Annotated in this window: 26 protein-coding genes; 22 read left to right on the top strand and 4 right to left on the bottom strand. The window is 37.8% G+C overall.

Features of this window, described 5'->3' with window-relative positions:
- Nucleotides 1-28 precede the first annotated feature (28 nt).
- The 14 genes from KQI94_RS01370 (at nucleotide 29) to queG (ending at nucleotide 14083) form a co-directional block, all read left to right on the top strand.
- Nucleotides 29-1123: a prephenate dehydrogenase gene (locus KQI94_RS01370; RefSeq protein ID WP_002369400.1), complete on the top strand. Its 1095-nt coding sequence runs from the start codon at nucleotides 29-31 to the stop codon at nucleotides 1121-1123.
- Between the two features lie 6 nt (nucleotides 1124-1129).
- The gene (gene aroA, locus KQI94_RS01365) at nucleotides 1130-2416 is read left to right on the top strand and encodes a 3-phosphoshikimate 1-carboxyvinyltransferase (protein ID WP_002369398.1); all 1287 of its coding nucleotides are present in this window, start codon (nucleotides 1130-1132) and stop codon (nucleotides 2414-2416) included.
- Between the two features lie 19 nt (nucleotides 2417-2435).
- Complete coding sequence (locus KQI94_RS01360) at nucleotides 2436-2942, top strand: shikimate kinase (protein WP_002369396.1); 507 nt, start codon at nucleotides 2436-2438, stop codon at nucleotides 2940-2942.
- A gap of 7 nt (nucleotides 2943-2949) precedes the next feature.
- Nucleotides 2950-3798, top strand: coding sequence for a prephenate dehydratase (pheA, locus tag KQI94_RS01355; protein ID WP_002369395.1), 849 nt, complete (start codon nucleotides 2950-2952; stop codon nucleotides 3796-3798).
- Between the two features lie 143 nt (nucleotides 3799-3941).
- Complete coding sequence (locus tag KQI94_RS01350; protein ID WP_002369393.1) at nucleotides 3942-5114, top strand: LCP family protein; 1173 nt, start codon at nucleotides 3942-3944, stop codon at nucleotides 5112-5114.
- A 75-nt stretch (nucleotides 5115-5189) separates the two neighbouring features.
- Nucleotides 5190-6038, top strand: a complete 849-nt coding sequence (locus KQI94_RS01345; protein WP_002382324.1) for a DegV family protein — start codon at nucleotides 5190-5192, stop codon at nucleotides 6036-6038.
- Nucleotides 6039-6231: 193 nt separating this feature from the next.
- Nucleotides 6232-6426, top strand: coding sequence for a hypothetical protein (locus KQI94_RS01340; RefSeq protein ID WP_002357574.1), 195 nt, complete (start codon nucleotides 6232-6234; stop codon nucleotides 6424-6426).
- Nucleotides 6427-6437: 11 nt separating this feature from the next.
- Nucleotides 6438-6914, top strand: a complete 477-nt coding sequence (locus KQI94_RS01335) for a hypothetical protein (protein ID WP_002369392.1) — start codon at nucleotides 6438-6440, stop codon at nucleotides 6912-6914.
- A 77-nt stretch (nucleotides 6915-6991) separates the two neighbouring features.
- The gene (locus tag KQI94_RS01330) at nucleotides 6992-7324 is read left to right on the top strand and encodes an ACP phosphodiesterase (protein ID WP_002357572.1); all 333 of its coding nucleotides are present in this window, start codon (nucleotides 6992-6994) and stop codon (nucleotides 7322-7324) included.
- 35 nt (nucleotides 7325-7359) lie between these two features.
- Nucleotides 7360-9414 (top strand): cation:proton antiporter, encoded by a 2055-nt coding sequence (locus KQI94_RS01325; protein ID WP_002360309.1) that lies wholly within the window; start codon nucleotides 7360-7362, stop codon nucleotides 9412-9414.
- 109 nt (nucleotides 9415-9523) lie between these two features.
- Nucleotides 9524-11413 carry an ABC-F family ATP-binding cassette domain-containing protein gene (locus KQI94_RS01320; protein ID WP_002365663.1) on the top strand — a complete coding sequence of 630 codons (1890 nt, stop codon included), beginning with the start codon at nucleotides 9524-9526 and terminating at the stop codon, nucleotides 11411-11413.
- A gap of 17 nt (nucleotides 11414-11430) precedes the next feature.
- Nucleotides 11431-12378, top strand: a complete 948-nt coding sequence (locus KQI94_RS01315) for a thymidylate synthase (protein WP_002369390.1) — start codon at nucleotides 11431-11433, stop codon at nucleotides 12376-12378.
- A 17-nt stretch (nucleotides 12379-12395) separates the two neighbouring features.
- Nucleotides 12396-12890, top strand: a complete 495-nt coding sequence (gene dfr, locus KQI94_RS01310; RefSeq protein WP_002360302.1) for a trimethoprim-sensitive dihydrofolate reductase — start codon at nucleotides 12396-12398, stop codon at nucleotides 12888-12890.
- Between the two features lie 23 nt (nucleotides 12891-12913).
- Nucleotides 12914-14083, top strand: a complete 1170-nt coding sequence (gene queG / locus KQI94_RS01305) for a tRNA epoxyqueuosine(34) reductase QueG (RefSeq protein ID WP_002369389.1) — start codon at nucleotides 12914-12916, stop codon at nucleotides 14081-14083.
- A gap of 13 nt (nucleotides 14084-14096) precedes the next feature.
- Here queG and lexA read toward each other — a convergent pair whose 3' ends face one another.
- Nucleotides 14097-14717 (bottom strand): transcriptional repressor LexA, encoded by a 621-nt coding sequence (gene lexA / locus KQI94_RS01300; protein WP_002357566.1) that lies wholly within the window; start codon nucleotides 14715-14717, stop codon nucleotides 14097-14099.
- A gap of 150 nt (nucleotides 14718-14867) precedes the next feature.
- Here lexA and KQI94_RS01295 point away from each other — a divergent pair, with 150 nt between their 5' ends.
- Together KQI94_RS01295 and tkt are read left to right on the top strand one after the other, a co-directional pair.
- The gene (locus KQI94_RS01295; RefSeq protein ID WP_002384502.1) at nucleotides 14868-15110 is read left to right on the top strand and encodes a DUF896 family protein; all 243 of its coding nucleotides are present in this window, start codon (nucleotides 14868-14870) and stop codon (nucleotides 15108-15110) included.
- A 71-nt stretch (nucleotides 15111-15181) separates the two neighbouring features.
- A complete protein-coding gene (gene tkt / locus KQI94_RS01290) occupies nucleotides 15182-17176 on the top strand; it encodes a transketolase (protein ID WP_002369388.1) in 1995 nt (664 codons plus the stop codon).
- Between the two features lie 51 nt (nucleotides 17177-17227).
- On the opposite strand, the gene KQI94_RS01285 is transcribed toward tkt, so the two are convergent.
- Nucleotides 17228-18418, bottom strand: coding sequence for an MFS transporter (locus KQI94_RS01285; RefSeq protein WP_002390634.1), 1191 nt, complete (start codon nucleotides 18416-18418; stop codon nucleotides 17228-17230).
- 354 nt (nucleotides 18419-18772) lie between these two features.
- Here KQI94_RS01285 and KQI94_RS01280 point away from each other — a divergent pair, with 354 nt between their 5' ends.
- The 4 genes from KQI94_RS01280 (at nucleotide 18773) to KQI94_RS01265 (ending at nucleotide 23014) form a co-directional block, all read left to right on the top strand.
- Nucleotides 18773-19633 (top strand): glucosaminidase domain-containing protein, encoded by an 861-nt coding sequence (locus KQI94_RS01280; RefSeq protein ID WP_002357562.1) that lies wholly within the window; start codon nucleotides 18773-18775, stop codon nucleotides 19631-19633.
- A 228-nt stretch (nucleotides 19634-19861) separates the two neighbouring features.
- Complete coding sequence (gene cysK / locus KQI94_RS01275; protein WP_002366697.1) at nucleotides 19862-20794, top strand: cysteine synthase A; 933 nt, start codon at nucleotides 19862-19864, stop codon at nucleotides 20792-20794.
- Nucleotides 20795-20932: 138 nt separating this feature from the next.
- Nucleotides 20933-21376, top strand: coding sequence for a Fur family transcriptional regulator (locus KQI94_RS01270; RefSeq protein ID WP_002357560.1), 444 nt, complete (start codon nucleotides 20933-20935; stop codon nucleotides 21374-21376).
- A 297-nt stretch (nucleotides 21377-21673) separates the two neighbouring features.
- Complete coding sequence (locus KQI94_RS01265) at nucleotides 21674-23014, top strand: NADH oxidase (protein ID WP_002369384.1); 1341 nt, start codon at nucleotides 21674-21676, stop codon at nucleotides 23012-23014.
- A gap of 50 nt (nucleotides 23015-23064) precedes the next feature.
- Here KQI94_RS01265 and KQI94_RS01260 read toward each other — a convergent pair whose 3' ends face one another.
- Complete coding sequence (locus KQI94_RS01260) at nucleotides 23065-23673, bottom strand: NUDIX hydrolase (protein WP_002360295.1); 609 nt, start codon at nucleotides 23671-23673, stop codon at nucleotides 23065-23067.
- Nucleotides 23674-23849: 176 nt separating this feature from the next.
- Here KQI94_RS01260 and KQI94_RS01255 point away from each other — a divergent pair, with 176 nt between their 5' ends.
- Nucleotides 23850-24350, top strand: coding sequence for a GNAT family N-acetyltransferase (locus KQI94_RS01255; protein ID WP_002390637.1), 501 nt, complete (start codon nucleotides 23850-23852; stop codon nucleotides 24348-24350).
- A 19-nt stretch (nucleotides 24351-24369) separates the two neighbouring features.
- Complete coding sequence (locus KQI94_RS01250; protein WP_002357555.1) at nucleotides 24370-24897, top strand: N-acetyltransferase; 528 nt, start codon at nucleotides 24370-24372, stop codon at nucleotides 24895-24897.
- Nucleotides 24898-24951: 54 nt separating this feature from the next.
- Here the strand turns inward: KQI94_RS01250 and KQI94_RS01245 are convergent, their stop codons facing one another.
- A complete protein-coding gene (locus KQI94_RS01245) occupies nucleotides 24952-25770 on the bottom strand; it encodes an AraC family transcriptional regulator (protein WP_002369381.1) in 819 nt (272 codons plus the stop codon).
- Nucleotides 25771-25856: the final 86 nt, after the last annotated feature.

The raw sequence follows: 25856 nt of genomic DNA, 5'->3' as shown, positions 1-25856 counted from the left end.
GAAAGTCGCAAGTATATGGAGGGAAAAAATGAAGAAACGTATTTTAATCGTAGGATTAGGGCTAATCGGGAGTTCACTGGCTTTGTGTATCAAAAAAGGACATCCCAGCAGTGAGATTATCGGTTTCGATAATCAAGCGGATACAACTGGATTTGCTAAGAAAACGGGTCTAATTGATGAGATAGCTGAATCTTTAACAAGTGGGGCAAGACGAGCAGAGATTATTTTTCTTTGTTCCCCAGTTAAAGCAACTTTAGTACAACTAGAAGAATTAAACCAATTATCACTAGAAACTGCTCTGATCACAGATGTGGGTAGTACCAAGGTGGAAATTAATCAGTTAGCAACAAAGCTTAACATGAAAAATTTTATTGGTGGTCATCCAATGGCTGGTTCACATAAATCCGGCGTAACAGCCGCTGATGAACGTTTGTTTGAAAATGCCTACTATATTTTTACCGATGACCATGGCGAAAAAAGCAAACAGATTCAGGAGTTACAAACGTTACTAAAAGGAACGCATGCGAAGTTTATTACGATGCCTGCACAGGAACATGATGAAATTACTGGTGCTCTAAGTCACTTGCCACATATTGTTGCCGCAGCTTTAGTGAACGAAAGTCAGCAACTGAATACCACTTACCCTAGAGCACAGCAGCTAGCGGCTGGAGGATTCAGAGATATTACTCGAATTGCTTCCTCTGATGCAACGATGTGGACGGATATTTTATTAAGCAATCGCTTAGTATTATTGGACTTACTAGAAAATTGGCAAAAAGAGATGACTACTGTTTGCCAATGGTTAACAGAAAAAAATGCCCCAGCTATTCGTAATTTTTTTGATAAGGCCAAAGAAACACGTGCTCAGTTGCCCATTCATAAAGAAGGCGCAATCCCAGCTTTCTATGATCTGTTTGTTGATGTACCAGATCAACCAGGAATCATTGCTGAAATTACGCAAATTTTAGGCGAAGCGGACCTTTCTCTTACAAATATTAAAATTTTAGAAACGAGAGAAGAAATCTATGGGATTCTTCAATTGTCTTTTAAAAATCAATCAGACTGCCAAGCTGCAAAACAAATTTTATCTAAAAAAACGAACTATACGTGTTACGAAAAATAAGAGGTGATGAGGGTGCAACTACGTACAAATGTGAAACATTTACAAGGGACTCTGATGGTTCCTAGCGACAAATCGATTTCCCATAGAAGTATTATGTTTGGAGCGATTTCTTCTGGAAAAACGACGATTACAAATTTTCTAAGAGGCGAAGATTGTTTAAGTACCTTAGCGGCGTTTCGTTCTTTGGGTGTGAACATTGAAGATGACGGGACGACAATCACCGTTGAGGGGCAAGGATTTGCAGGTTTAAAAAAGGCGAGGAATACAATTGATGTTGGAAATTCAGGGACAACAATTCGTCTAATGCTGGGCATTTTAGCTGGCTGTCCCTTTGAAACGCGCCTAGCTGGTGATGCGTCTATTGCCAAACGACCAATGAATCGTGTGATGCTTCCTTTAAACCAAATGGGAGCGGAATGTCAAGGGGTTCAGCAAACGGAGTTTCCGCCAATTTCTATTCGCGGGACTCAAAATTTGCAACCGATTGACTACACAATGCCTGTTGCAAGTGCTCAAGTTAAATCGGCTATTTTATTCGCTGCTTTGCAAGCCGAGGGCACTTCTGTAGTGGTTGAGAAAGAAAAGACACGTGATCATACAGAAGAGATGATTCGACAATTTGGTGGGACACTTGAAGTAGACGGTAAAAAAATTATGTTAACTGGACCGCAACAATTAACAGGTCAAAATGTGGTAGTTCCTGGTGATATCTCTTCTGCAGCTTTCTTTTTAGTTGCGGGTTTAGTAGTCCCAGATAGCGAGATACTTCTGAAAAATGTTGGCTTAAATCAAACGCGGACAGGTATTTTAGATGTGATTAAAAACATGGGTGGTTCCGTCACTATGTTAAATGAAGATGAGGCCAATCACTCTGGCGATTTACTTGTAAAAACGAGTCAATTAACAGCTACAGAGATTGGTGGCGCTATTATCCCACGTTTAATTGATGAGTTACCGATTATTGCTTTGTTAGCTACTCAGGCTACTGGCACGACAATCATTCGAGATGCAGAAGAATTGAAAGTCAAAGAAACCAATCGGATTGATGCAGTAGCGAAAGAATTAGCAATTTTAGGCGCCGACATCACGCCTACTGATGATGGCTTAATTATACATGGACCAACTTCTTTACATGGTGGAAGAGTTACCAGTTATGGGGATCATCGTATCGGGATGATGTTACAAATTGCTGCATTACTTGTAAAAGAAGGCACTGTTGAATTAGATAAGGCTGAAGCAGTTTCAGTTTCTTATCCAGCATTTTTTGACGACTTAGAACGTTTAAGTTGTTAACGAAGGAGGATAACGAACCATGGAAAGCATTGTTTTAATTGGTTTCATGGGTGCGGGTAAAACAACTATCGGCCAAAGTTTGGCCAATAAACTAAAGATGCCTCATCTTGATTTAGATACAGCGTTAATTGAAAAAATAGGACGCTCAATTCCTGACTATTTCGAAAAATATGGTGAAGCAGCTTTCCGAGAACAGGAAACCCAACTTTTAAAGGAGCTGTCAAAAAATACAGCCGTCCTTTCAACTGGGGGCGGGATTGTTGTCGGACCAGAAAATCGTAGCTTATTAAAATCTTTTCAGCAAGTGATTTATTTACATGCGACACCAGAAGAGCTGTTAAAAAGAATCAAAGAAGATACTGAAAACCAACGACCCTTAGCTATAGAACGTTCTCCAAAAGAAATCATTACTTTGTTTGAGTCTCGTAAAAATTTTTACGAAGAATGTGCGAAGATGACAATTGATACGACCAATCGCTCACCAGAAGAAATTATCCATGAAATTTTGCAACAATTAAAGGAGTAGAGAAACGATGAAAGTTGGTTATTTAGGTCCGATTGGTTCCTTTACGTACAGTGCAACGTTGGCTGCTTTTCCTGATGCTACATTGATACCGTACGCATCGATTCCAGCTTGCTTGAAAGCAATTGAACAGCAAGAAGTGGCATGTAGCATTATCCCAATAGAAAACACGATTGAAGGAACCGTTAATGCATCGATAGATTATTTGTATCATCAAGCGCAGTTACCTGTCCAAGCAGAGTTGGTTTTACCGATTCAACAACAATTAATGGTGGCAAAAGAGAATCAAGCGATCTGGCAACAAAGTCAGAAAATTTTATCACATCCGCAAGCATTAGCTCAATCGCAGATGTTTCTAGCGAAAAACTTTCCAGAAGCGATTTTAGAAGCAACGCCTTCAACAGCTTACGCCGCCAAATACATTGCAGAACATCCAGAATTACCTTTTGCAGCTATTGCACCAAAACTTTCTGCGGAAATGTATGATTTGACCATTGTTGAAAAAAATATACAAGATTTATCGGTAAATCAAACCCGATTTTGGGTTCTTGGTTCTGAAAATTTAGCGATTTCTTTCCCGCTATCTGAGAAAAAAATAACGCTGGCGATTACGATGCCAAGTAATGTTCCTGGCTCTTTACACAAAGCATTAAGCGTGTTTAGTTGGCGAGGGATTAATCTTAGCAAAATAGAATCGCGGCCGTTGAAAACAAAGCTAGGAGAGTACTTCTTTTTAATGGACTTAGTGAAAGATCAACCAGAAAAATTAATTGAAGCAGCTTTAATAGAACTGGAACTGATTGGCGCAGAAATAAAAATTTTAGGGGATTACCCGATCTATGTTTTGTCCACACTTTAAAGAGTTAAAAATGAAAATGAAGCTTACTTATTAGATAAAGTGAGTTTCATTTTTTATTAAATTACATATTTGTAATAGGAATTTCCTGCGAAATGAGGTATCCTAAGAAAGGTGATAAAACACAGAGGTAAAGGAGTGACACGATGAGTCGTGTAGATCGTTATAAACATATTCATGAAAAATCGAGACCAGCAGAGCATAAAAAGACCTTTAATCCCCGAAAATCAATGGGTGAACATAGAGAAGCAGAACCAGAAGAACTAGCTGAAAGCCTTCAAGAGCCAGTTTACGAAGACAGCTATACTGAGGACAGTCGCAGAAGTGAGAGGCGACATCAAACAGATTCAGGTGGTGGCAACGGTTCTGACCAACCACCCCGCGGAAAAAAAGACAAGAAACCAAAAAAGAAACGTAAAAAATCAAAAACAAAACGCTTTTTCAAATGGCTAGTAATCCTATTGATCCTGTTATTTGCTTATAGTACAGTCATGTTTTTAAAAGGAAAATCTGCAGCAGAACATGATGACTCGTTGCCTCAAGAAAAAGTAGAAACATTTAATGGTGTCAAAAGTAGCAATGGAGCTAAGAATATTTTAATTCTTGGCAGCGATACACGTGGGGAAGATGCTGGACGAGCCGACACAATAATGGTTCTCCAACTAAATGGACCATCAAAAAAACCGAAATTAATTTCATTTATGCGTGATACATTCGTGGACATTCCTGGTGTCGGGCCGAATAAAATTAATGCCGCATACGCTTATGGCGGTGCTGAATTGGTTCGTGAAACGTTAAAACAAAACTTTAATTTAGATACGAAATATTATGCTAAGGTAGATTTCCAATCATTTGAAAAAATTGTTGACTCTATGTTTCCAAAAGGTGTCAAAATCGATGCAGAAAAATCACTGAATTTAGATGGCGTTGATATTGAAAAAGGACAACAGGTCATGGATGGACATGTCTTACTTCAATACGCTCGCTTTAGGATGGATGAAGAAGGCGACTTTGGTCGGGTTCGTCGCCAACAACAAGTTATGTCAGCTGTAATGAGCCAAATGAAAAACCCAATGACTTTATTAAGAACCCCAGAATCACTTGGGAAATTAGTCGGCTATATGTCGACAGATGTGCCTGTTAGTTTCATGTTAACGAACGGACCATCATTGCTGATTAAAGGAAAAGCAGGGGTTGAGTCATTATCGGTTCCGGTACCAGATTCTTGGAATTTTGGTGAATCCTCTTATGCAGGCAGTATTTTAGAAGTAGATGAACAAAAAAATGCTGACGCCATCGAAAAATTCCTGAACGAATAAGGAAAGCATTTTAAAATATCCTTTTTTATGCTATATTAGAAACAACGTGGAAAATTAGTGAAACGAGGTTACAAAATGAAAATTGCTATTGTGACAGATAGTACAGCTTATTTACCCGAGCGCATTAAAGATCATCCGAATCTTTTTGTAATTCCCATCCCAGTCATTTTAGATGGAAAAATATACAACGAAGGCATTGACATTGAAGCAGATGAATATTATGCATTGCTAAATAATAGTAAAGAATTTCCGACGACTTCACAACCTGCTTTAGGAGAAGTGTTAGAGCTTTACAAATCAATCGCTGAACAAGGGTACGACACCATCATCAGCATTCATCTTTCTTCAGGAATCTCTGGTTTTGTTCATACATTGCACGGACTTACCGATGAAATCCCAGGCGTTGCTTTGTATCCATATGACTCAAAAATTACAAGTATGCCAATGGGACACATGGTAGAAGCTGCTTTAGATTTAACAGAAGAAAAAGCCAGCTTAGAAGAAATTTTTGCCAAATTAGATTTAATTCGTGACAATACGTATGCATATCTAATTGTAGAAGATCTGAACAACTTAGTTCGTGGCGGTCGCTTAACGAATGGCGCAGCCTTGATCGCTGGACTATTGAAGATTAAACCTATCTTGACTTTTGAAGATGGAAAGATTGTATTATTTGAAAAAATCCGTTCAACAAAGAAAGCTTTTGCTCGTGCAGAAAAGATTATTGGTGAACGCAACGCAGGGATTGAAGCGCCAGTTAAACTGTATGTGATTCATGCCAATAACCGCATCGTTGCTGAAAAAGAACAAGCAAAATTACAAAAGCTATACCCAAATGCAGAAATTGAAATCGGTCATTTTGGTCCAGTTATTGGGACCCACCTAGGGGAAAAAGCAATTGGCTTAGCGATTTCAGCTCAATAATAAAAGATGAGACAAAAGTAAACTACTTCTGTCTCATCTTTTATTCTATTATTTTGTCGTTTGCTGCTGTTACTCAGCCGAATACTTTTTGTTTATAAGAAAATGTAAAATTACTCCTTTTTATTAGAAAATATCTTGCAAATTAAGCAATTCCTTACAAAGTAATGTATACTAAGGAAGAGGAGGCGGTTAAATGAAAAGAAATATAGCCTTGTTGCAAAGCGAAAAAATGAAAAAAGTTCAAGCTTTAGCAAACTACTACCAAGAATCAATTGACTTACCGCCTGGAAAAAACCGTGAGGCGGTTATCAAAAAGATTAACGAATCAAAAAAAGAAATTAAAGAAATAAATGATATATTAACAGATATTCAAAAGAAAAAGAAATAAAGGAGTCGTTTGTGATTATCGATGGATTTACGTTATTGCTATTTTTATTTGTCGTCGTTATGTATGGTTACTTTTACTTCGTACGTAAAAGTATTGTAATTCCGGCTGCAAAACATCCTACAACAAAATATTTAGTTGCTTTTTTTAGTTTAATGATTCTGGCCAATGCATTTTCGGCAGGAGATAAAATTGAAATGATTCGAAGTGTGTTATATATTTTGATTATCTTCAGTTTTCTTTACGATGCAAGAGGTTTTGCGGAGGACTGTATTATTACGCATCCTTTTGACAATCGGGGCACGGCCTTTAAAGATATCGAAAAGATTGTCCTTGTTCAAAAGCCGAACGGTATTCGTTTAGGGTATTTAAAAAAAGGCAGAAGAGGGGTGGTTTTACGCTTTTCTGCGCCACTAGAAGAAATGGTTCTTTTTCTTTCAACGCGGATGAATGAAGAGGCAGAAATTGATATTATTGTTAATGAAGATTAACCATGTTCAGCTCCTAGAAATCAGCTTTTCCCGCGTTAAGTTTTGTCTGAATTTCTTTTGAAAAAAAGAAAGCAATTTTGCTTGTACTTTTGGTAAAATTTGTTATAATTAGTCAGATTAAATTTTGGAAGGAAGTTGTTTCGGTGAGTGAAGAATTTGAAAAGTGTGTCGCTGACTTGAAAAAGAAATATCAAGCAATCCCTGAAGAAAAACGACAACACTTTGCAGAACGTATGCAAAAGAAAAATTTCTTACGCTACAAAAAGATTGAATTAATTAAAGGAGAACTTCTTCGTTTAGAAGCACGACGCGCTCAATTGGAACTTTGCGAACGCAGTTCTGAGTTAGAAGAAGTCGAAAAGAAAATTATTCTTAAAAAGAAAAAATTACTTAAATGTTTTGATCGGTAAGTCAATAAAAATTTAATATAGAAGGGAATGATAGGATGGAATTTACCTTTCTAATCATTGTTTTTGCACTGTCTATTACCTTCTCAAACATATTCAACCGGATTGTTCCCGTCATTCCGCTGCCAATTGTGCAAATTATTGTAGGCGTTCTAATTGGTTTAACTAAAATGGGGCAGGAAATTGAATTTGAGCCTGAAGTGTTTTTAGTAATGATTATTGCACCGCTTTTATTTAGAGAAGGGGAGCTAATCAATCTGAAAGCAATGATGAAAAATTTCGGGATGATTCTTTTCTTGGCCTTTTTTGGTGTGTTAATTACCTTAGTTGGAGTCGGCTGGACCCTGCATATGATTTTGCCTACTTTACCATTAGCTGCTTGCTTCGCTTTTGGGGCGGCTTTAGGGCCAACGGATGCGGTGGCGGTAGGTTCGTTATCAGGACGAATTGACATTCCTGAACGTTCGATGAACATTTTATCTGGTGAAGGGCTCATTAACGATGCATCAGGCGTTACAGCCTTTCAATTTGCATTAGCGGCTTTATTAACGGGTTCATTTTCGCCGGTGGAAGCGGCAGGGACCTTGGTTATTTCCAGCATTGGTGGAGCGGTAGTCGGAATCGTGTTAGTTCTATTAAAACAGCAAATTGTTCATTTACTTGAAACTGCAGTGGCAAAAGATGTTACAGGCTACTTGTTGATTGAATTACTCTTGCCATTTATTGCTTATTTAATTTCAGAGTTGATTGGCGTTTCTGGAATTATTGCCGCTGTGATTGCTGGAATTATGCAAGCGTCTAGTTTGAAAAAAGTTTCGCTTTTTGAAGCAGAACTGTCAAATGTTGGCGAAAGTATTTGGAGTATGATTGAGTTCACTTTAAATGCCTTAGTTTTCTTATTCTTAGGAATTGAACTTTCTCAAGTGTTTTCGCCAATTTGGATTGACCAACAATATTCAAACTGGTTCCTACTAATGGTTGTTCTAATTATTAGCGCCGTTGTCTTTTTGATTCGTTTCTTAGCCATTTTCAGTGTTTACACGCTTCAACATGGCCTTAAAAAAGTTAAAAACGCAATGAATGAAATGCTGATTTTAACTTTTGGCGGTGTTAAAGGAACAGTGAGTTTAGCCACCATCTTTATTTTGCCAACAGCGATTAACGGCGAGCATTTTAAAGAACGACCGTTATTACTATTCATTACGGCTTGTGTTATTTTGGTGACTCTGATTGGTGGGATTCTAGTTTTACCATTTTTAACTGATTCAGAGACGGAAGTGGAAAATGAAGAGTCAGTCGAAATTGATTTATTACGTGATGTCATTGATGTCTTAAAACAGCAAAATGAAGAGAATCCTCGTGGTGAAATGAATGCGGTCATTGAAAATTATCAAGATCGTTTAAAAGAATTGTATACCGAGCAGCTAAGTGCGGAACGAAAACAAGAAGTGCAAGAGTTGCGGACGTTAATTGTGTCCATTGAACGAGACGGCTTAGAAGAAAGTCTGAAACAAGGAGAAATTAGTGTCAGAAGTTATCGTATGTATCAACGCTTAATTACACGGATGCAACGGTCGATTGCCAAACAATTATTATCGATTGTAGGCTTTTGGTTATTATTTGCTCGACAAATCATTTCGATTCTTTTACATCCTAAGCTATTTTTCAATCGTGGTGAAGCTTCTGAAGAAGAAAAAGAATTACGAAACGAAGAATTAGAAAATATTCGTCAAGTTTTTCTAAGAAATTCTCAAGTTATTCTAAAAAGTTTAGATAATTTGCGCGGTGTCTATGATGATGATTTAATTGATTTTTTCATTGACGGACGCTTGGATTTAGCCCATAAGTTTGAAAAAGGCGAATTTATTGATTCGTATATTGTTCATACGGAGACAGACTATGTCAAAGACCTATTATTAGGCTTCCAAGAAGAACGACGGATGATTGATCATTACGAACAATCTGAACGCATTTCAATTATCGAAGCGAACGAGTTACGAAAAAATGTCAATTTATTAGAGAGTTATTCGATTAGCGGCGAAGTGAATAATGTTCCGCTGAAACGATTTGTTAAAAATTTTAATAAAGAATAAGTATAGTGTATGAGATGAAACCAAGACGATTTTTATCTCATGCACTTTTTTTATAATCCAATTTTTGATACAATAAGCAAGACCAAAATAGAAGGAGTTGGTAGTGTCGGTGAAAGAATTAAAAGTAACAGATTTAACCAAAACATATGGGGAAAAAACACTATTTGATCATCTTTCTTTTTTGATTCATGAAAAAGATCGCATTGGTTTAATTGGGATTAACGGCACAGGCAAAACCAGTTTATTAAATATTATTGCTGGCGTAGATAGCGGTGATGGTGATCTTGCTGCAATTCAGCAGCCAAGTGATTATCAAATTGGGTACCTTTCACAGAATCAAACATTTGACGAGAATATTACGATTGCAGAAGCCGTGTTTCAGGGAGACAGCCCGATCATAAAAGCAGTCAAAAATTATGAATTAGCGTTAGCTGCTTTAAGTGAGAACGGTTTAGACGAAGGGGTTCAAAGACGTTACACGCAAGCAGAAGAAGCCATGAATAAACAAGATGCTTGGACAGCAGATACCAATGCAAAAATTATTTTACAAAAATTAGGCATTCCCACATTGGAAAAGAAAATAGGGGAGCTTTCTGGTGGGCAGTTAAAACGAGTAAGCTTGGCGCAAGTCTTAATTGAAGCGCCTGATTTACTGTTATTGGATGAACCAACGAACCATCTGGATTATGAAACGATTGAATGGCTGGAAAACTTTTTAAATAACTATCGTGGTGCGGTTTTAATGGTGACCCATGACCGCTACTTTTTAGATCGAGTAACCAATCGGATTTTCGAACTTTCTTTTGGAAAACTGTATGAATACAAAGGAAACTATGAAACGTATGTGATGGAAAAAGCCGAACGTGAACGTGTCGCTGTAGAGCAAGAAGAAAAAAGAAAGCGCCTCTTCAAACAAGAACTTGCGTGGATGCGAGCGGGCGTTCAAGCACGAGGAACAAAACAGCAAGCAAGAATTGATCGGTTTCAGGATTTAAAAGAAAACTTGCATCAGGTACAAACCAATGGCACCTTAGAAGCAGACTTTGCCACGCAGCGTTTAGGGAAAAAAGTTCTGGAAATCAAGGAAGGAAATTATGCCATTGATCATAAACAGCTTTTAAAAGACTTTAATTTACTCATTCAAGCAAACGATCGAATTGGCATTACTGGTAAAAACGGTGCAGGCAAATCCACATTATTAAATATTTTAGCTGGCCGCATTCCTTTAGAGAGTGGCCTATATAGTATCGGTGAAACCGTCCGAATTGGCTATTATACCCAGCAAAACGAAGAAATGGACCCTAATCAACGGATGATTGCTTATTTGCAAGAAGCAGCAGAAGAAGTGAAACGCAGTGATGGAAGCAGCGTTGGGGTCGCTGAAATGTTAGAGCGCTTTTTATTTCCTCGTTTTATGCATGGCACACTGATTGGCAAACTGTCTGGTGGAGAAAAACGCCGGTTATATCTCTTAAAATTATTAATTAGTCAGCCTAACGTGTTATTATTGGATGAGCCAACCAACGATTTGGACATTGATACGTTGACCATTTTAGAAGATTATATCCAAACGTTTAAAGGAGCGGTAATTGCGGTTTCTCATGACCGTTATTTCTTGGATAAAACAATGGATAAATTGTTAGTTTTTCAAGGAAATGGTCAGATCCTATCATTTTATGGCACGATGAGTGAATATTTGGCGAACCAAAAAGAACAAGAAAAGGTCAAAGAAAAACCGCTCAATAAACCAGTAAAAGAAGCATCGACAGAAAAGAAAGAAAAAACAAAGCTGACTTATATGGAACAAAAAGAGTGGGCAACAATTGAAGAAGACATCACACAATTAGAAACGAAATTAGAAACATTAACTGAAGAAATGAATCATCAGGGTGATGATTTTGTTCGTTTACAAGAATTGCAAGAAGCAGTAACAGCAACGGAACAATTGTTAGAAGAAAAAATGAATCGTTGGGAATACTTGAGTGAATACGCGGATTAAGAGACGGAGGGAATAAGATGGAAGAAGCATACTTAGCGCTAGGAAAAAAGATTTTAGAAGAAGGTCATTTTAAAGAAGACCGTACAGGAACTGGGACGTATAGTTTATTTGGCTATCAAATGCGTTTTGATTTGGCCAAAGGATTTCCCTTACTAACAACCAAACGAGTACCGTTTGGCTTGATTAAAAGTGAGTTATTGTGGTTTTTAAAAGGCGACACGAATATTCGCTATTTATTAGAGCGAAATAATCATATTTGGGATGAATGGGCGTTTGAACGTTACGTAAAAAGCGCAGATTATCAAGGACCAGACATGACGGATTTTGGGCATCGTGTCTTACAAGATCCAGCGTTTGCAGAACAATACAAAGAAGAACATCAAAAATTCTGTGACGCTATTTTAAACGATGAAGAGTTTGCAGAAAAATATGGTGAATTAGGGAATATTTATGGTGCACAATGGCGTCACTGGGAAACCAAAGATGGTAGCTTTATTGATCAATTAGCTAATGTGATTGAAATGATTAAAACCAATCCTGATTCTCGCCGTTTAATTGTTTCCGCTTGGAATCCAGAAGATGTGCCTTCAATGGCGTTGCCGCCTTGTCACACTATGTTTCAATTTTATGTAAATGAAGGAAAATTAAGCTGTCAACTTTATCAGCGCAGTGCCGATGTTTTTTTAGGTGTTCCTTTTAACATTGCAAGCTATGCTTTATTGACACATCTGATTGCACATGAAACAGGTTTAGAAGTGGGGGAGTTTGTACACACGCTAGGAGATGCCCACTTATATCAAAATCATGTGGAGCAAATGCAAGAACAATTATCACGAGAAGTTCGTTCTTTCCCAACGCTCGTTTTGAATCCAGACAAGGCTTCTGTTTTTGATTTTGATATGGAAGATATTAAAGTAGAAGGCTATGACCCACATCCAACGATTAAAGCGCCGATTGCCGTATAAAAAAGGAGAGAGAAGCTATGTTAGCAGCCATTTGGGCCCAAGATGAACAAGGAGTGATTGGTAAAGAAGGCAAATTGCCTTGGCATTTACCCAACGACTTGAAATTTTTCAAGGAAAAAACAATTCATAATACATTGGTTTTAGGACGTGCAACTTTCGAAGGCATGGGATGTCGTCCGTTACCAAATCGAACAACGATTGTTCTTACCAGTAATCCGGATTACCAAGCTGAAGGCGTTTTGGTTATGCATTCCGTAGAGGAAATTCTTGCGTATGCTGACAAGTATGAAGGCGTGACCGTTATTGGTGGAGGTTCTGTCGTTTTTAAAGAATTGATTCCCGCATGCGATGTCTTATATCGGACGATGATTCATGAAACGTTTGAAGGCGACACCTTCTTTCCAGAAATCGACTGGTCTGTTTGGGAAAAAGTTGCCACTGTTCCCGGCGTCGTGGACGAGAAAAATCTCTATGCACATGACTATGAAACGTATCATCGAAACGATAAATAATAAAATGAAGGGAGGCATGAGCAATGCCGACATTGAAAGAAAAAATTATTCAAGAGAGTCAACGTTTAGGCATCGATAAAATCGGCTTTACTCATGCTGAACCATTTATTGAATTAGAAGATTCTCTGCATGAACAACGAGAGCGAGGATATAACTCGGGATTTGAACATCAAAATGTGGAAGAACGAATTTACCCAGAAAAAACGTTTGAGCATCCTAAAAGTATTATCTCCATTGCTTTAGCTTATCCCACCAAAGCTCAGGAAAAAATGCCTAGAGATGAAAAGCGTGGACAATTTGCGCGAGCCTCTTGGGGAATTGATTATCATCACATTTTGCAGGATCGGTTGCAAAAATTAATTGCTTTTATTGAAGAGCAAGCTGCCACTGAAGCAGAAAAAGAACACTGGCGCTTTCGGCCTCAAGTGGATACTGGCGAATATGTTGACACCGCTGTTGCTCAGCGGGCGGGTTTAGGATTCATTGGTAAAAATGGTCTACTGATTACCGAAGAATTTGGTTCCTTTGTATATTTAGGTGAGGTGACCACCAACATTCAATTTGAACCAGATGAGCCTGTTCCAAATGGTTGCGGTGATTGTACTCGTTGTATCACAGGGTGTCCTACAGGGGCTTTGTTAGGGGACGGTCGAATGAATGCTCAAAAATGTTTGTCTTATCAAACGCAAACAAAAGGCATGATGCCTGAAGAGTATCGGAAAAAAATGCGTAACGTCATTTATGGTTGCGACATTTGTCAGCTGGTTTGCCCTTATAATAAAGGAAAAGATTTTCATTTTCATGAAGAGATGGAACCAAAGATTGAAGAAGTTTATCCCAAATTGGCACCGTTATTAACTATTTCCAATAAAGAATTTAAACAGCAATTCGGACACTTAGCAGGCTCTTGGCGTGGTAAAAAACCATTGCAACGGAATGCTTTAATTGCGTTAGCGAATTTGGGCGGCCGTGAAGCTATCCCACAAATTATTCTCTGTTTAAATGATCAGCGTCCTGTCATTCGCGGAACAGCTGCTTGGTCATTAGGTCAGCTCGCAAAAAGAGAACCCGAGCAAAGTTTAGAAGCTTTAAATTATCTACTTTCTGTAGAAACTGAAGCAGAGGTTATCGAGGAAGCTCAAAAGGCTATTTACTTGTTAACAAGCAAAAAAGGAAGCCGCTCAACGGAGTGACTTCCTTTTTTTATTAAATATGATTGCGATATAAACCAACAACTTTACCTAAAATTGTAACGTTATCTAAAAGAATAGGAGCTAATGCATCATTTTCAGGCTGCAAGCGGATATGATCTACTTCTCGGAAGAATCGTTTACAGGTTGCTTCATCTTCATCGGTCATTGCGATTACGATGTCGCCATTATTGGCATTCGATTGCTTACGAACAATCACTTGGTCGCCATCTAGAATACCTGCGTTAATCATACTTTCTCCTCGAATCGTCAACATAAATAAAGCATTTTCTTCTGTACGTAAATCAGGAGGTAACGGGAAGAAATCTGATGCTTCTTCCACCGCTAAAATTGGTTCACCAGCAGTTACGACACCTAACATCGGAATAGTTGTCGGTTGAATCCCAATCTTTTCCAAGCCTTCTGGTGTTAATTCGATTGCTCGCGGTTTTGTTGGGTCACGTAAGATTAGACCCTTTTTTTCAAGACGAGCTAAATGTCCGTGAACGGTAGAAGTTGAGGATAAATCAACAGCCTTCCCAATTTCGCGAACGGTTGGCGGATAGCCCTTTAATTCGACTTGTTCGTATATATATTTAAGTACTTCTAATTGTCTTGTTTCTGTACGTTTCGCCAAAACCCGCACCTTCTTTCAATTGATAAAATTAGTGTACCATAAAATGCGAACGAAATCAAACAAGCGTTCGTGTTTTATAAATATCAGAATATAGTTGTTTTTTTAAGGCAGTTCTTATAATATAGACAGTGAGAGTAAGGAGGGATTTTGATGTTATCGAAAGAAAAAATTGCCCGTATAAATGAATTAGCGAATAAAGCAAAAGTGGAAGAACTTAGTGCGAAAGAAAAAGTCGAACAACAAGAATTACGTAAAGAGTATTTAGAAGCATTTCGTGGAGGGATGCGTCACCATATCGAAGGAATGAAGGTCGTGGATCAAGAAGGGACCGATGTGACTCCTGAAAAACTAAAACAAATTCAGCGTGAAAAAGGACTTCACAACAGAAAGTAATTGCTTTCATTGTCGAAATAAGCTACACTATGAATAAAGGTAAAAAAAACCTAAATTAGGAGATGATTTTTTTGTTTGACAAGACAGATCAATTAGGCGTTAATACAATCCGGACATTAAGTATTGAAGCCGTACAAAAAGCGAACTCAGGACATCCTGGTTTACCAATGGGTGCTGCCCCAATGGCGTATGCACTTTGGACAAAACATTTAAAGGTGAACCCAACAACTTCTAGAAACTGGGTTGATCGTGATCGTTTTGTACTTTCAGCAGGCCACGGCTCTGCAATGTTGTACAGCTTATTACATCTATCAGGATACAACGTAACAATTGACGATTTGAAAAATTTCCGTCAATGGGATAGTAAAACACCAGGGCATCCAGAAGTGCACCACACAGATGGTGTTGAAGCAACAACAGGACCTCTAGGACAAGGGATTGCTATGGCTGTTGGTATGGCAATGGCTGAAGCGCATTTAGCTGCAACTTATAATCGTGATAGTTTCCCTATTATGGATCATTATACGTACGCAATTTGTGGTGATGGCGATTTAATGGAAGGTGTTTCTCAAGAAGCAAGTTCAATGGCTGGTCATATGAAATTAGGTAAATTAATTGTCTTGTACGATTCAAATGACATCTCATTAGATGGACCAACTTCTAAAGCCTTTACTGAAAATGTTGGGGCTCGTTATGAAGCATACGGATGGCAACATATTTTAGTTAAAGATGGCAATGATTTAGATGAAATAGAGGCTGCGATTGAAGCGGCTAAAGCTGAAACAGATAAACCAACATTGATTGAAGTTAAAACAGTCATCGGTTACGGAGCACCAAAAGAAGGAACTTCTTCCGTTCACGGCGCGCCGATTGGTGAAGAGGGCATTACAGCGGCTAAAGCTGTTTATGGTTGGGAATATCCTGACTTTACTGTGCCAGAGGAAGTCGCTGCTCGTTTTAAAGAAACGATGATTGACGAAGGCCAAAAAGCAGAAGCGGCTTGGAATGAGATGTTTAAGAACTATGAACATGCGCATCCAGAATTAGCCAAACAATTTAAAGAAGCTTTTGCCAACCAATTACCTGAAGGTTGGGAACAAGAATTACCTAAATATGAACTAGGAACAAGTGCCGCAAGTCGTGTAACAAGTAAAGAAACGATTCAAGCTATTTCAAAAGTTGTTCCAAGTTTCTGGGGCGGTTCAGCTGATTTATCTGCCTCAAATAATACAATGGTTGCTGCAGAAAAAGATTTCGAACCTGGTCAATACGAAGGCCGTAATATTTGGTTTGGTGTTCGCGAATTTGCAATGGCTGCAGCAATGAACGGGATTCAATTACATGGTGGTAGCCATGTTTATGGCGGGACATTCTTCGTCTTTACTGACTACTTACGTCCAGCAATCCGTTTAGCCGCTTTACAAAAAGTTCCTGTAACTTACGTCTTAACGCATGACTCTGTTGCGGTGGGTGAAGATGGGCCAACACACGAACCAATTGAGCAATTAGCAAGTGTTCGTTGCATTCCAAATGTTCATGTGATTCGTCCAGCAGACGGCAATGAAACTGTTGCTGCTTGGAGAATTGCTATGACTTCTACGGAAACACCAACTATTTTAGTTCTAAGTCGTCAAAACTTACCTGTTTTAGAAGGAACGTTAGAACACGCTTCTGATTCTGTTCAAAAAGGTGCTTATGTATTGTCACCACAAAAAGGTGAACAACCAGCAGGGATTTTAATTGCGACTGGTTCTGAAGTAAATCTAGCAGTGGAAGCACAAGCTAAATTAGCGGAAGAAGGCATCGATGTATCTGTCGTGTCAATGCCAAGTTTTGATTTGTTTGAAAAACAATCTGCTGAATATAAAGAAAGTGTGTTACCTAAAGCTGTGACAAAACGTGTGGCGATTGAAGCTGCAGCAAGCTTTGGTTGGGAACGCTATGTAGGAACAGAAGGCAAAACAATCACAATTGATCACTTCGGCGCTTCTGCACCTGGCGGTCTAGTTCTTGAAAAATTCGGCTTTACTCCTGAAAATGTGGTTAATACCTATAAATCACTATAAATAAAGATTAAAAAACCTGAATGCTTGTGATAGCATTCAGGTTTTTTTGCTTCATTTCTTTTTGGGAGCAAAGAGCATAAAGTGGAAAAATAATGCGAACAATTGGAACCCAATACCAGTTAAAGTAACACCAGACCAACCATAGTTTTGCCACATTAATGTACCAATCAATGAACCCAGTGAACCGCCGATGAAATAGAAAAACATAAAGACGGTATTGTTACGATTGCTGGCTTCTTCTCCCAAATTTTGGACGCGTGTTTGATTGGCTACTTGCCCAAATTGAGTACCGATATCTAAAACAATAATTGCTAAGATTAGTAAGACCACATGTGTTCCACCTAGAAAAAGTAAGATAAAACTACCGAACTGCATCAGCAGGCCAATCAAAACAATCTTCCGTTCTGGATAATAATCGGATAGACGACCAATGATGGGTGCTACGAAAGCCCCTGATAACCCAAAAATTGCTAAAATACCGACTTCTTTCGGTCCCCAATAATAAGCTGGACTACTAACAAAGAAAATTAATGTAGACCAAAAGATTGAAAAGGTTGCAAACATAAAAAAGCCATTGACAGTTGCTTCTCTTAACAAAGGTTGCGATTTGATTAGCTTAGGAAGACTTTTCAAAGAACCTGAATAAGTTAATCGATTTGAAGTTTGAGTATGTATCACTGTTTTGGGCAATTTTAATTGAAGTAGAACGACCAATGCTAACACGAATATTACGGCGATTAGGTACACTGCTCGCCAAGAAGCTGCACTAGCAATGAAACCCGAGATCGTTCGAGACAATAAAATCCCTGTCAATAGTCCGCCAAGCATTCGACCTGTTACTTTACCACGGTTCGCTGGCCCCGCCATGACCGCTGCATAAGGAATAATGATTTGGGCGACAATAGAGAGCAACCCAATAAAAAAAGAAGAGAGTGCAAACAGGAGAAAACTTGGTGCAAAAAACGCAGCACTTAGAGACAGCGAGGAGAGCGCAGCTACTCGAATGATTAATTTGCGGCGATCAACGACATCGCCTAATGGAACAAGAAAAAGTAAGCCTAGCGCATAGCCTAATTGGGTCAGCATAGTAACAAAACCAATAGAACCAATACTGACTTGAAAGGCCTGAGCAATTTGGGTGCCAATTGGTTGAATATAATACATATTGGCGACCACGACCCCGCAAGTTAACGCTAATAAAAACGTCACTTGATTTGTTAAACCCGATTGTTGTTTCTTCATCTAACCACCTACATTTCTATGTAATTCATTTTGTAATACAACAACTACTCGGCAATAGTTGTTTTGACTACAAAAACAGACTTCTCTTATAAAGTTTGTTCAAAAAGTGACAAGTCCATTAAAAATTTTATCACAATAAATAAAGAAAAGTAAGAGGATAAATAACAAAAATCTCATCAAATTGAAAAGAAGAAGTGGTTGTTTTCACAAGTGTGAAGAGGGTTAATTAAATACAAACAAGATTTCAATTACATTACAGAAATTTTAAAACTCAAAATTTAATACGTTTATTTCTTGTTTCAATAGGAAATTAACGGTAAAATAGAAAAGTGAGACAGTGAGGAGGAAAAATGAATGAGCGAACAGTTAACAAGAAGTAGTAAACATATTCAAAAAGCTCTTAAAAAGCAAAAAGCTTATAAACGTGCTACCGCCGTTGCGGGGACTTCAATGATTTTAGCACCTGTGGTTGGTGCTGCGGTACCTGCCCAAGCAGAATCAAGCCAGCAAGCATTTATTAATGAAATCGGAAATTCAGCAGCAGCCGTTGCCAATAGCAATGATATGTATGCTTCCGTCATGATTGCTCAAGCGTTGCTAGAAAGTAGTTATGGTAGTTCTGGGTTAGCATCTGCACCGAACTATAACTTGTTTGGTGTAAAAGGAAGTTATAATGGACAATCTGTTTATATGCCAACAAAAGAATATTTAGACGGACAATGGGTGACCGTCACAGCAGCATTTAGAAGTTATAATTCTTATGCGGAATCGTTCCAAGATCATGCCAATGTTATTCGTTCCACTGCTTTTGGGGATACATACCATTATTCAGGCGTTTGGAAGAGTAATACTAGCAGTTATCGCGATGCAACAGCCGCTTTAGCTGGAAGTTATGCAACTGATCCAGGCTATGCCGAAAAATTGAATTGGTTAATTGAAGCATATAATTTAACTCAATATGATTGGGGAGCACCAGTCGCTCAAACCACTAGTTATTCAGATACAACGGGAACCGTTGATACAACAATCGATACAGCGGCTTCTGCAACAGCAACAGCAGAAACTGTAGCTAGTCAAAGTTACACTGTCGCAAACGGCGACACATTGTGGGACATTGCTGCACGTTTTGGAACGACAGTTGATAATTTAATGTCACTAAATGGATTAACATTGGATTCTGTTTTATCGGTGGGTCAAACCATTCAAATCGGTTAACTTTGCAATTATTTAGTTGAAGAAGGACCTTACAAAAGCGGCAGTTTTTGTAAGGTCTTTTATCGTGAAAATAGGTAGGGCTAGCAGCAATTATTTGATGAGCATAATCCGTTTTTTTATTTAATTTTTCACAAACTAAAATTCGTTTTTCTGGTAGAAATCGTTTTTTTGAGCTATGCTTAGAGAAAGAATTATTATATTGTTTGTAAAATTGGAGGATGTAGGATTATGACTAAAGGTTATGTAAAATCAGTAACAGAGTTAATTGGTCAAAGCCCAGTTGTGAAATTAAAACGGATGGTACCAGAAGGAGCTGCAGATGTTTTTGTTAAACTAGAGTTCTTTAATCCTGGTGGCAGTGTGAAAGATCGAATTGCTTTAAGCATGATCCAACAAGCCGAAGCAGATGGTCGCCTAAAACCTGGACAAACGATTATTGAGCCGACTAGTGGTAATACAGGCATTGGGTTAGCAATGGTAGGTGCTGCGTTGGGATATCCAGTTAAGATTGTGATGCCAGATACTATGAGTATTGAACGCCGCAAATTAATGCAAGCATATGGGGCTGATCTATTATTAACCCCTGGTGCCGAAGGAATGAAAGGGGCAATTGCAAAAGCTACAGCATTAGCAGAAGAACACGGGTACTTCATGCCTTTGCAATTTAATAATCCAGCTAATCCAATGGTACATGAACAAAAAACAGGAAAAGAAATTGTTGATGTCTTTGGTAAACGTGGCTTAGATGCGTTTGTTTCTGGTGTTGGCACTGGAGGAACCGTTACAGGAGTTGGCCATGAATTGAAACGGATTTTTCCAGATATTGAAATTGTTGCAGTAGAACCAACGGAGTCGCCTGTTTTAGAAGGTGGCGAACCAGGTCCACATAAAATCCAAGGAATAGGTGCTGGCTTTGTCCCAGACGTTTTAGACACCACCGTTTATCAAAAAGTTGCCGCTGTTTCTAGTGAAGACGCGTTAGAAACTGCTCGTTTAATGGGGCCAAAAGAAGGCATCCTTGTGGGGATTTCAGCAGGGGCAGCAATTAAAGCGGCCATTGATTTGGCAGTCGAATTAGGCGCAGGCAAACGTGTCTTAGCGCTGGTTCCAGATAACGGTGAACGTTATCTTTCGACAGCTCTTTACGAATTTCCAGAATAAAAAACACGCAAAAAAACGAGCATTTCTCTTAGTTTAGTAAAATGCTCGTTTTTTCCACGAGAATCCTACAATAATTCTTGTCAATCGTAATAAGAAATAGTATTATTTAAGAAAGATAGACAGGGGAGGGATACAAAGATGGACAACGTATTGGTTAAAAATGCACTCGCTGAATTAAAAGAAGCCAATATCCGAATTACTCCGCAACGTTATGCTATCTTGGAATATTTAATCGAAAATCATACACACCCAACAGCTGATGAAATTTATCGCGCACTAGAAGATCATTTTCCAAATATGAGTGTAGCAACGGTTTACAACAATCTACGTTTATTTACTGAAATCGGTTTCGTTCAAGAAATGAGTTATGGCGATGCATCTAGTCGTTTTGATTTTAGTTCGAAGAAACATTATCACGTGATTTGTCAAAAATGTGGTAAAATCGTTGATTTTCATTATCCAGGGTTAGAGGACGTTGAAATGGCCGCTAGTAAATTAACAGGCTTCGAAATTAATGAACATCGTTTAGAATTATATGGATTATGTCCAGATTGCCAACAAGCACAACAGGAGAATGTGTAAAAAATTACATACTGTTAAAAATTTATCAAAAGATAAGTCACTTGTCTAGGCAAATTTCACAAGCGTAAGAGTTTTCACTCTTATGCTTGTTTTTTTGTGTGGTTATTGACTTTTAAATTCTTAAAAACAAAAAATTAACTAGCTATTATTAAGAATTAGCAACAGTTTGTGAATTTTTTTATATGCGATTCACAAGCATAGAACTCGAATAAGCTTGATTCCTCTGATATATTTTAAACAGACAGAGGGAGACGTCACCTCTGCAAAACAAAGATTGTGAAAGAAGGGATTTACAACATGAAAGTCGTAGTCGTAGGATGTACCCATGCTGGAACTTCAGCAGTTAAAAGTATTTTAGCAAATCACCCGGAGGCGGAAGTCACTGTATATGAAAGAAATGACAATATTTCCTTCCTATCTTGCGGAATTGCCTTGTACGTTGGAGGCGTAGTTAAAAATGCTGCTGATTTATTTTATTCAAATCCAGAAGAACTGGCTTCTTTAGGAGCAACAGTGAAGATGGAACACAATGTTGAAGAAATCAACGTGGACGACAAAACTGTTACAGCGAAAAACTTACAAACGGGTGCAACTGAGACCGTTTCTTATGATAAATTAGTGATGACAACTGGTTCTTGGCCAATTATTCCACCAATTCCAGGAATTGATGCTGAAAATATTTTATTATGTAAGAACTATTCACAAGCCAACGTGATCATCGAAAAAGCGAAAGATGCCAAACGTGTCGTTGTCGTTGGTGGCGGTTATATTGGTATTGAATTAGTAGAAGCTTTTGTAGAATCTGGTAAAGAAGTCACTTTAGTTGACGGGTTAGACCGCATTTTAAATAAATATTTAGATAAGCCATTCACAGATGTTCTAGAAAAAGAATTAGTTGATCGTGGCGTTAATTTAGCTTTAGGTGAAAATGTCCAACAATTCGTAGCAGATGAGCAAGGAAAAGTAGCAAAAGTCATTACACCAAGTCAAGAATTCGAAGCAGATATGGTGATTATGTGTGTTGGTTTCCGTCCAAATACAGAATTATTAAAAGATAAAGTTGACATGTTACCAAATGGTGCAATTGAAGTCAATGAGTATATGCAAACAAGCAATCCTGATATTTTTGCTGCGGGTGATAGTGCAGTTGTTCACTACAACCCAAGTCAAACAAAAAATTATATCCCATTAGCAACGAATGCTGTTCGTCAAGGTATGCTAGTAGGTCGTAATTTGACTGAACAAAAATTGGCTTATCGTGGCACACAGGGAACTTCTGGCTTATATTTATTCGGTTGGAAAATTGGTTCAACAGGTGTGACAAAAGAAAGTGCCAAATTAAACGGACTAGATGTCGAAGCAACTGTTTTCGAAGATAACTATCGTCCAGAGTTTATGCCAACAACTGAAAAAGTTCTGATGGAATTAGTCTATGAAAAAGGAACACAACGCATTGTTGGTGGTCAATTGATGTCTAAATATGATATCACACAATCTGCCAATACTTTATCATTAGCGGTCCAAAATAAAATGACTGTCGAAGATTTAGCGATTTCTGATTTCTTCTTCCAACCACATTTTGATCGCCCTTGGAACTACTTAAACTTATTAGCCCAAGCCGCTTTAGAAAATATGTAATTAATAATGATAGAAAAAGGATGAAGAACAGAAGTTCTTCATCCTTTTTGTTAGTCACTAAGCGCTCCAGTTGTTTGGTTCATTAATGCCATTAATTGCTCTTTCGTTGTTCGTTTGATAGAAAGAGGGGGGAGATTATCTAAAGAAAAATAAGCACAATTCGAGGTTTCAATGTTTTTTTCAAAGGGATGATTTTCTAAAATCTCACAAGAAAAGATCATTTTATAGTACTGAAATAGTTGAGGAATGTCTTTTCGTTTATCTGTATCATAAACAGCAAGCAATTCTTTTGCTGTAACAACTAAGCCAGTTTCTTCCAATACTTCTTTTTCAATATTTTCTTTAGGAGAGCAGCCAATTTCGGCATAGCCACCAGGTAATGACCATTCTTTGGTCCGTAAATCTTCAACTAATAAAAAACGATTCTCTTTTTTTATCAAACCGCGAACATCTACTTTCGGTGTTGGATAACCTTCTTCTTTAGTTAAGATTTTTTCTAAGTCGGGCAAGACAGTCGCTTCGTGTCCGGTTGCGCTAATAAGTTGTAACGTAAGTTCTCGTAGTTCTTGGTAACGTTCTTGATCAAAAGCATCTTTCCCGTAAAAAAGACCTGCATCTGCCAATGCTAGCAACCGCTTATAGGTGTTCAGATAATCCATATACGCACGCTCCTCATAGAGTTAATACGTTTAGTTTAACAGAAAAAAATAAAGGAAGGGCAGATTTAGCGAGAAAAGGCGTCGTTTTAAGGAAATAATAAAGAATAAATGACTAACTTACATTTTTAAACTACCTATGCTATTATTTAATAAAAAGGATTGGGTATACAATAATTTTGTTATGTAAACAAAAAGGAGGTTGTAAATTGAAAGAATTTACAATTATAAGGGAAAAAAATGCAGATAAAAAGACTCAGGCAGCACAAGAAGTATTGTTTAATCTTCCAGAATGGTTTGGCCTTGAAAAAGAGACCCGAAAGTATATCGATATAGCTAGCACTTTACCTATGTGGGTGGCAAAGGATGTAGAGAATAAAACACTCGGTTTTATAACACTTTCAGAAACAAGTAAAGATACAGTAGAAATCCATTGTATGGCAGTTAAAAAGCGGTATCATCGCAAAGGTATCGGCAAGTTATTGATAGAAAGCGTGGAAACGCATTCTAAAAATAACTATTTTTTTATTCAAGTCAAAACAGTTGACGAAGGAAATTATTCCGTGTACGATCATACTATTCGTTTTTACGAATCATTGGGTTTTAAGCGCCTTGAGGTTTTTCCGACATTATGGGACGCTTGGAATCCTTGTTTAATTTTAATTAAACAGTTGATTTAATCTACAAAGGAGTTTTAGTATGTCAGTATTTATTAGAGAGTGTACCGTCGCAGACGTACCAGAATTAGAGGCCATTTGCCAAGAGACTTTTGCAGATACTTATGGAGATGGCGAAAACGAAGAGGATTTACAGGCACATTATGAGAGGAAATTTAGTCCAGCAGTTTTAGAAAGCGAAATCTTACATAAAGATTCGCAATATTTCTTTGCTTTTTATAATAATGAACTTGCAGGTTATGTGAAATTAAATCACGGTGATGCTCAGATTACCTATCAACATCCACAAGCGTTACAAGTTGAGCGCATTTATATTCGTAAATCTTTTAAGCGTTTAGGCTTAGGCAAACATTTGATTACGAAAGCAATTGAATTAGCAGAAGAAGCAGAAAAAGAGACGGTTTGGTTAGGTGTTTGGGAACATAATCATCCAGCGCAAAAATTTTATCAATCGTTAGGCTTCGTCAAAACAGATGAACATGATTTTTATATGGGAAATGAACGCCATACCGATTATACAATGACGAAACAGTTAAAAGAGTCAACGTAAAGCAAAAACAAGGAAACGGACGCAATGAAGCCGACGATTCCTTGTTTTTTTATCTTAAAATTGTGAAGGAGATTTTCCATAATATTTTTTGAATAATTTACTAAAGTGATAGGCATCTTCGTAACCAACCGTTTTTGCTACTTCTTTGACACTTAAGGAATCATTTTTCAGCAATTCTTTCGCATGGTTTAAGCGGATTTGAATTAAATAATTGATTGGCCCAACGCCTGTGGCCGCTTTAAAGGTTTTCGACAAATAAGTCGGGGTCACATATAACATTTCAGCTAACTGTTCCAAAGTAATTTCTTCGTCATGGTGCGTTTCCAGATAATAAATCGTATGATTGACTAAATTTCGTTTTCTTTTTTCCGTTTTCGATAGCCGAGTTTCAATTTTATTTTCTTGATCAACTGCTAAGCTTCTTAAAATATAAACCAATAGTTCAATAACTAAAGCTTTAATTTGTAACGCTGATTCAACTTCTTGATGGTTTAATTCATGAACAATTTGCCAAGCTTTTTCTAAAAAAGCACCATGTAAATGACTTAAATCTAATAAAGCTGATTTATTTGGAAATACGTTTCGCGCTAAGCCTTCTAAATAGAGATTTGAAATGCCAATGTGTAGTTGATGTGAGTAAGTTCCTACTTTTTGTTGCTCACCATGTTCCGTTCGCGGATTAAAAAGAAACACCGTACCAGCAGTGGCATGGTACTGTTGCCCTTGAACAATATATTCAGATTCACCTTCTAAAAGAATAGATATTTCCAGAAATTCATGATGATGACAATTATAAGGGTGGGTCTCTTCGTTCCAAGGATCGAAGGCATATAAAATTTCAGGATTAAACGTTCGACTATTTGTGTAGTTCATAAAAAATCACTCCTACTTGTATCCGCTTTCTATACTATATTGTACATCAAAATATACAAGAATGCCCATTTCTTTTCCTATAAAAA

Source organism: Enterococcus sp. S183_ASV_20, from assembly GCF_018919685.1.
Classification (GTDB): domain Bacteria; phylum Bacillota; class Bacilli; order Lactobacillales; family Enterococcaceae; genus Enterococcus; species Enterococcus faecalis.
Note: the sequence above shows the minus strand (reverse complement) of the source record. Positions and strands in the feature narration are given on the sequence as shown.

Coding starts and splice junctions, on each gene's coding strand:
- KQI94_RS01370 (WP_002369400.1), top strand. CDS start 29: ATGAAGAAACGTATTTTAATCGTAGGATTAGGGCTAATCGGGAGTTCA.
- aroA (WP_002369398.1), top strand. CDS start 1,130: ATGAGGGTGCAACTACGTACAAATGTGAAACATTTACAAGGGACTCTG.
- KQI94_RS01360 (WP_002369396.1), top strand. CDS start 2,436: ATGGAAAGCATTGTTTTAATTGGTTTCATGGGTGCGGGTAAAACAACT.
- pheA (WP_002369395.1), top strand. CDS start 2,950: ATGAAAGTTGGTTATTTAGGTCCGATTGGTTCCTTTACGTACAGTGCA.
- KQI94_RS01350 (WP_002369393.1), top strand. CDS start 3,942: ATGAGTCGTGTAGATCGTTATAAACATATTCATGAAAAATCGAGACCA.
- KQI94_RS01345 (WP_002382324.1), top strand. CDS start 5,190: ATGAAAATTGCTATTGTGACAGATAGTACAGCTTATTTACCCGAGCGC.
- KQI94_RS01340 (WP_002357574.1), top strand. CDS start 6,232: ATGAAAAGAAATATAGCCTTGTTGCAAAGCGAAAAAATGAAAAAAGTT.
- KQI94_RS01325 (WP_002360309.1), top strand. CDS start 7,360: ATGGAATTTACCTTTCTAATCATTGTTTTTGCACTGTCTATTACCTTC.
- KQI94_RS01315 (WP_002369390.1), top strand. CDS start 11,431: ATGGAAGAAGCATACTTAGCGCTAGGAAAAAAGATTTTAGAAGAAGGT.
- dfr (WP_002360302.1), top strand. CDS start 12,396: ATGTTAGCAGCCATTTGGGCCCAAGATGAACAAGGAGTGATTGGTAAA.
- queG (WP_002369389.1), top strand. CDS start 12,914: ATGCCGACATTGAAAGAAAAAATTATTCAAGAGAGTCAACGTTTAGGC.
- KQI94_RS01295 (WP_002384502.1), top strand. CDS start 14,868: ATGTTATCGAAAGAAAAAATTGCCCGTATAAATGAATTAGCGAATAAA.
- KQI94_RS01285 (WP_002390634.1), bottom strand. CDS start 18,418: ATGAAGAAACAACAATCGGGTTTAACAAATCAAGTGACGTTTTTATTA.
- KQI94_RS01280 (WP_002357562.1), top strand. CDS start 18,773: ATGAGCGAACAGTTAACAAGAAGTAGTAAACATATTCAAAAAGCTCTT.
- cysK (WP_002366697.1), top strand. CDS start 19,862: ATGACTAAAGGTTATGTAAAATCAGTAACAGAGTTAATTGGTCAAAGC.
- KQI94_RS01270 (WP_002357560.1), top strand. CDS start 20,933: ATGGACAACGTATTGGTTAAAAATGCACTCGCTGAATTAAAAGAAGCC.
- KQI94_RS01265 (WP_002369384.1), top strand. CDS start 21,674: ATGAAAGTCGTAGTCGTAGGATGTACCCATGCTGGAACTTCAGCAGTT.
- KQI94_RS01260 (WP_002360295.1), bottom strand. CDS start 23,673: ATGGATTATCTGAACACCTATAAGCGGTTGCTAGCATTGGCAGATGCA.
- KQI94_RS01250 (WP_002357555.1), top strand. CDS start 24,370: ATGTCAGTATTTATTAGAGAGTGTACCGTCGCAGACGTACCAGAATTA.
- KQI94_RS01245 (WP_002369381.1), bottom strand. CDS start 25,770: ATGAACTACACAAATAGTCGAACGTTTAATCCTGAAATTTTATATGCC.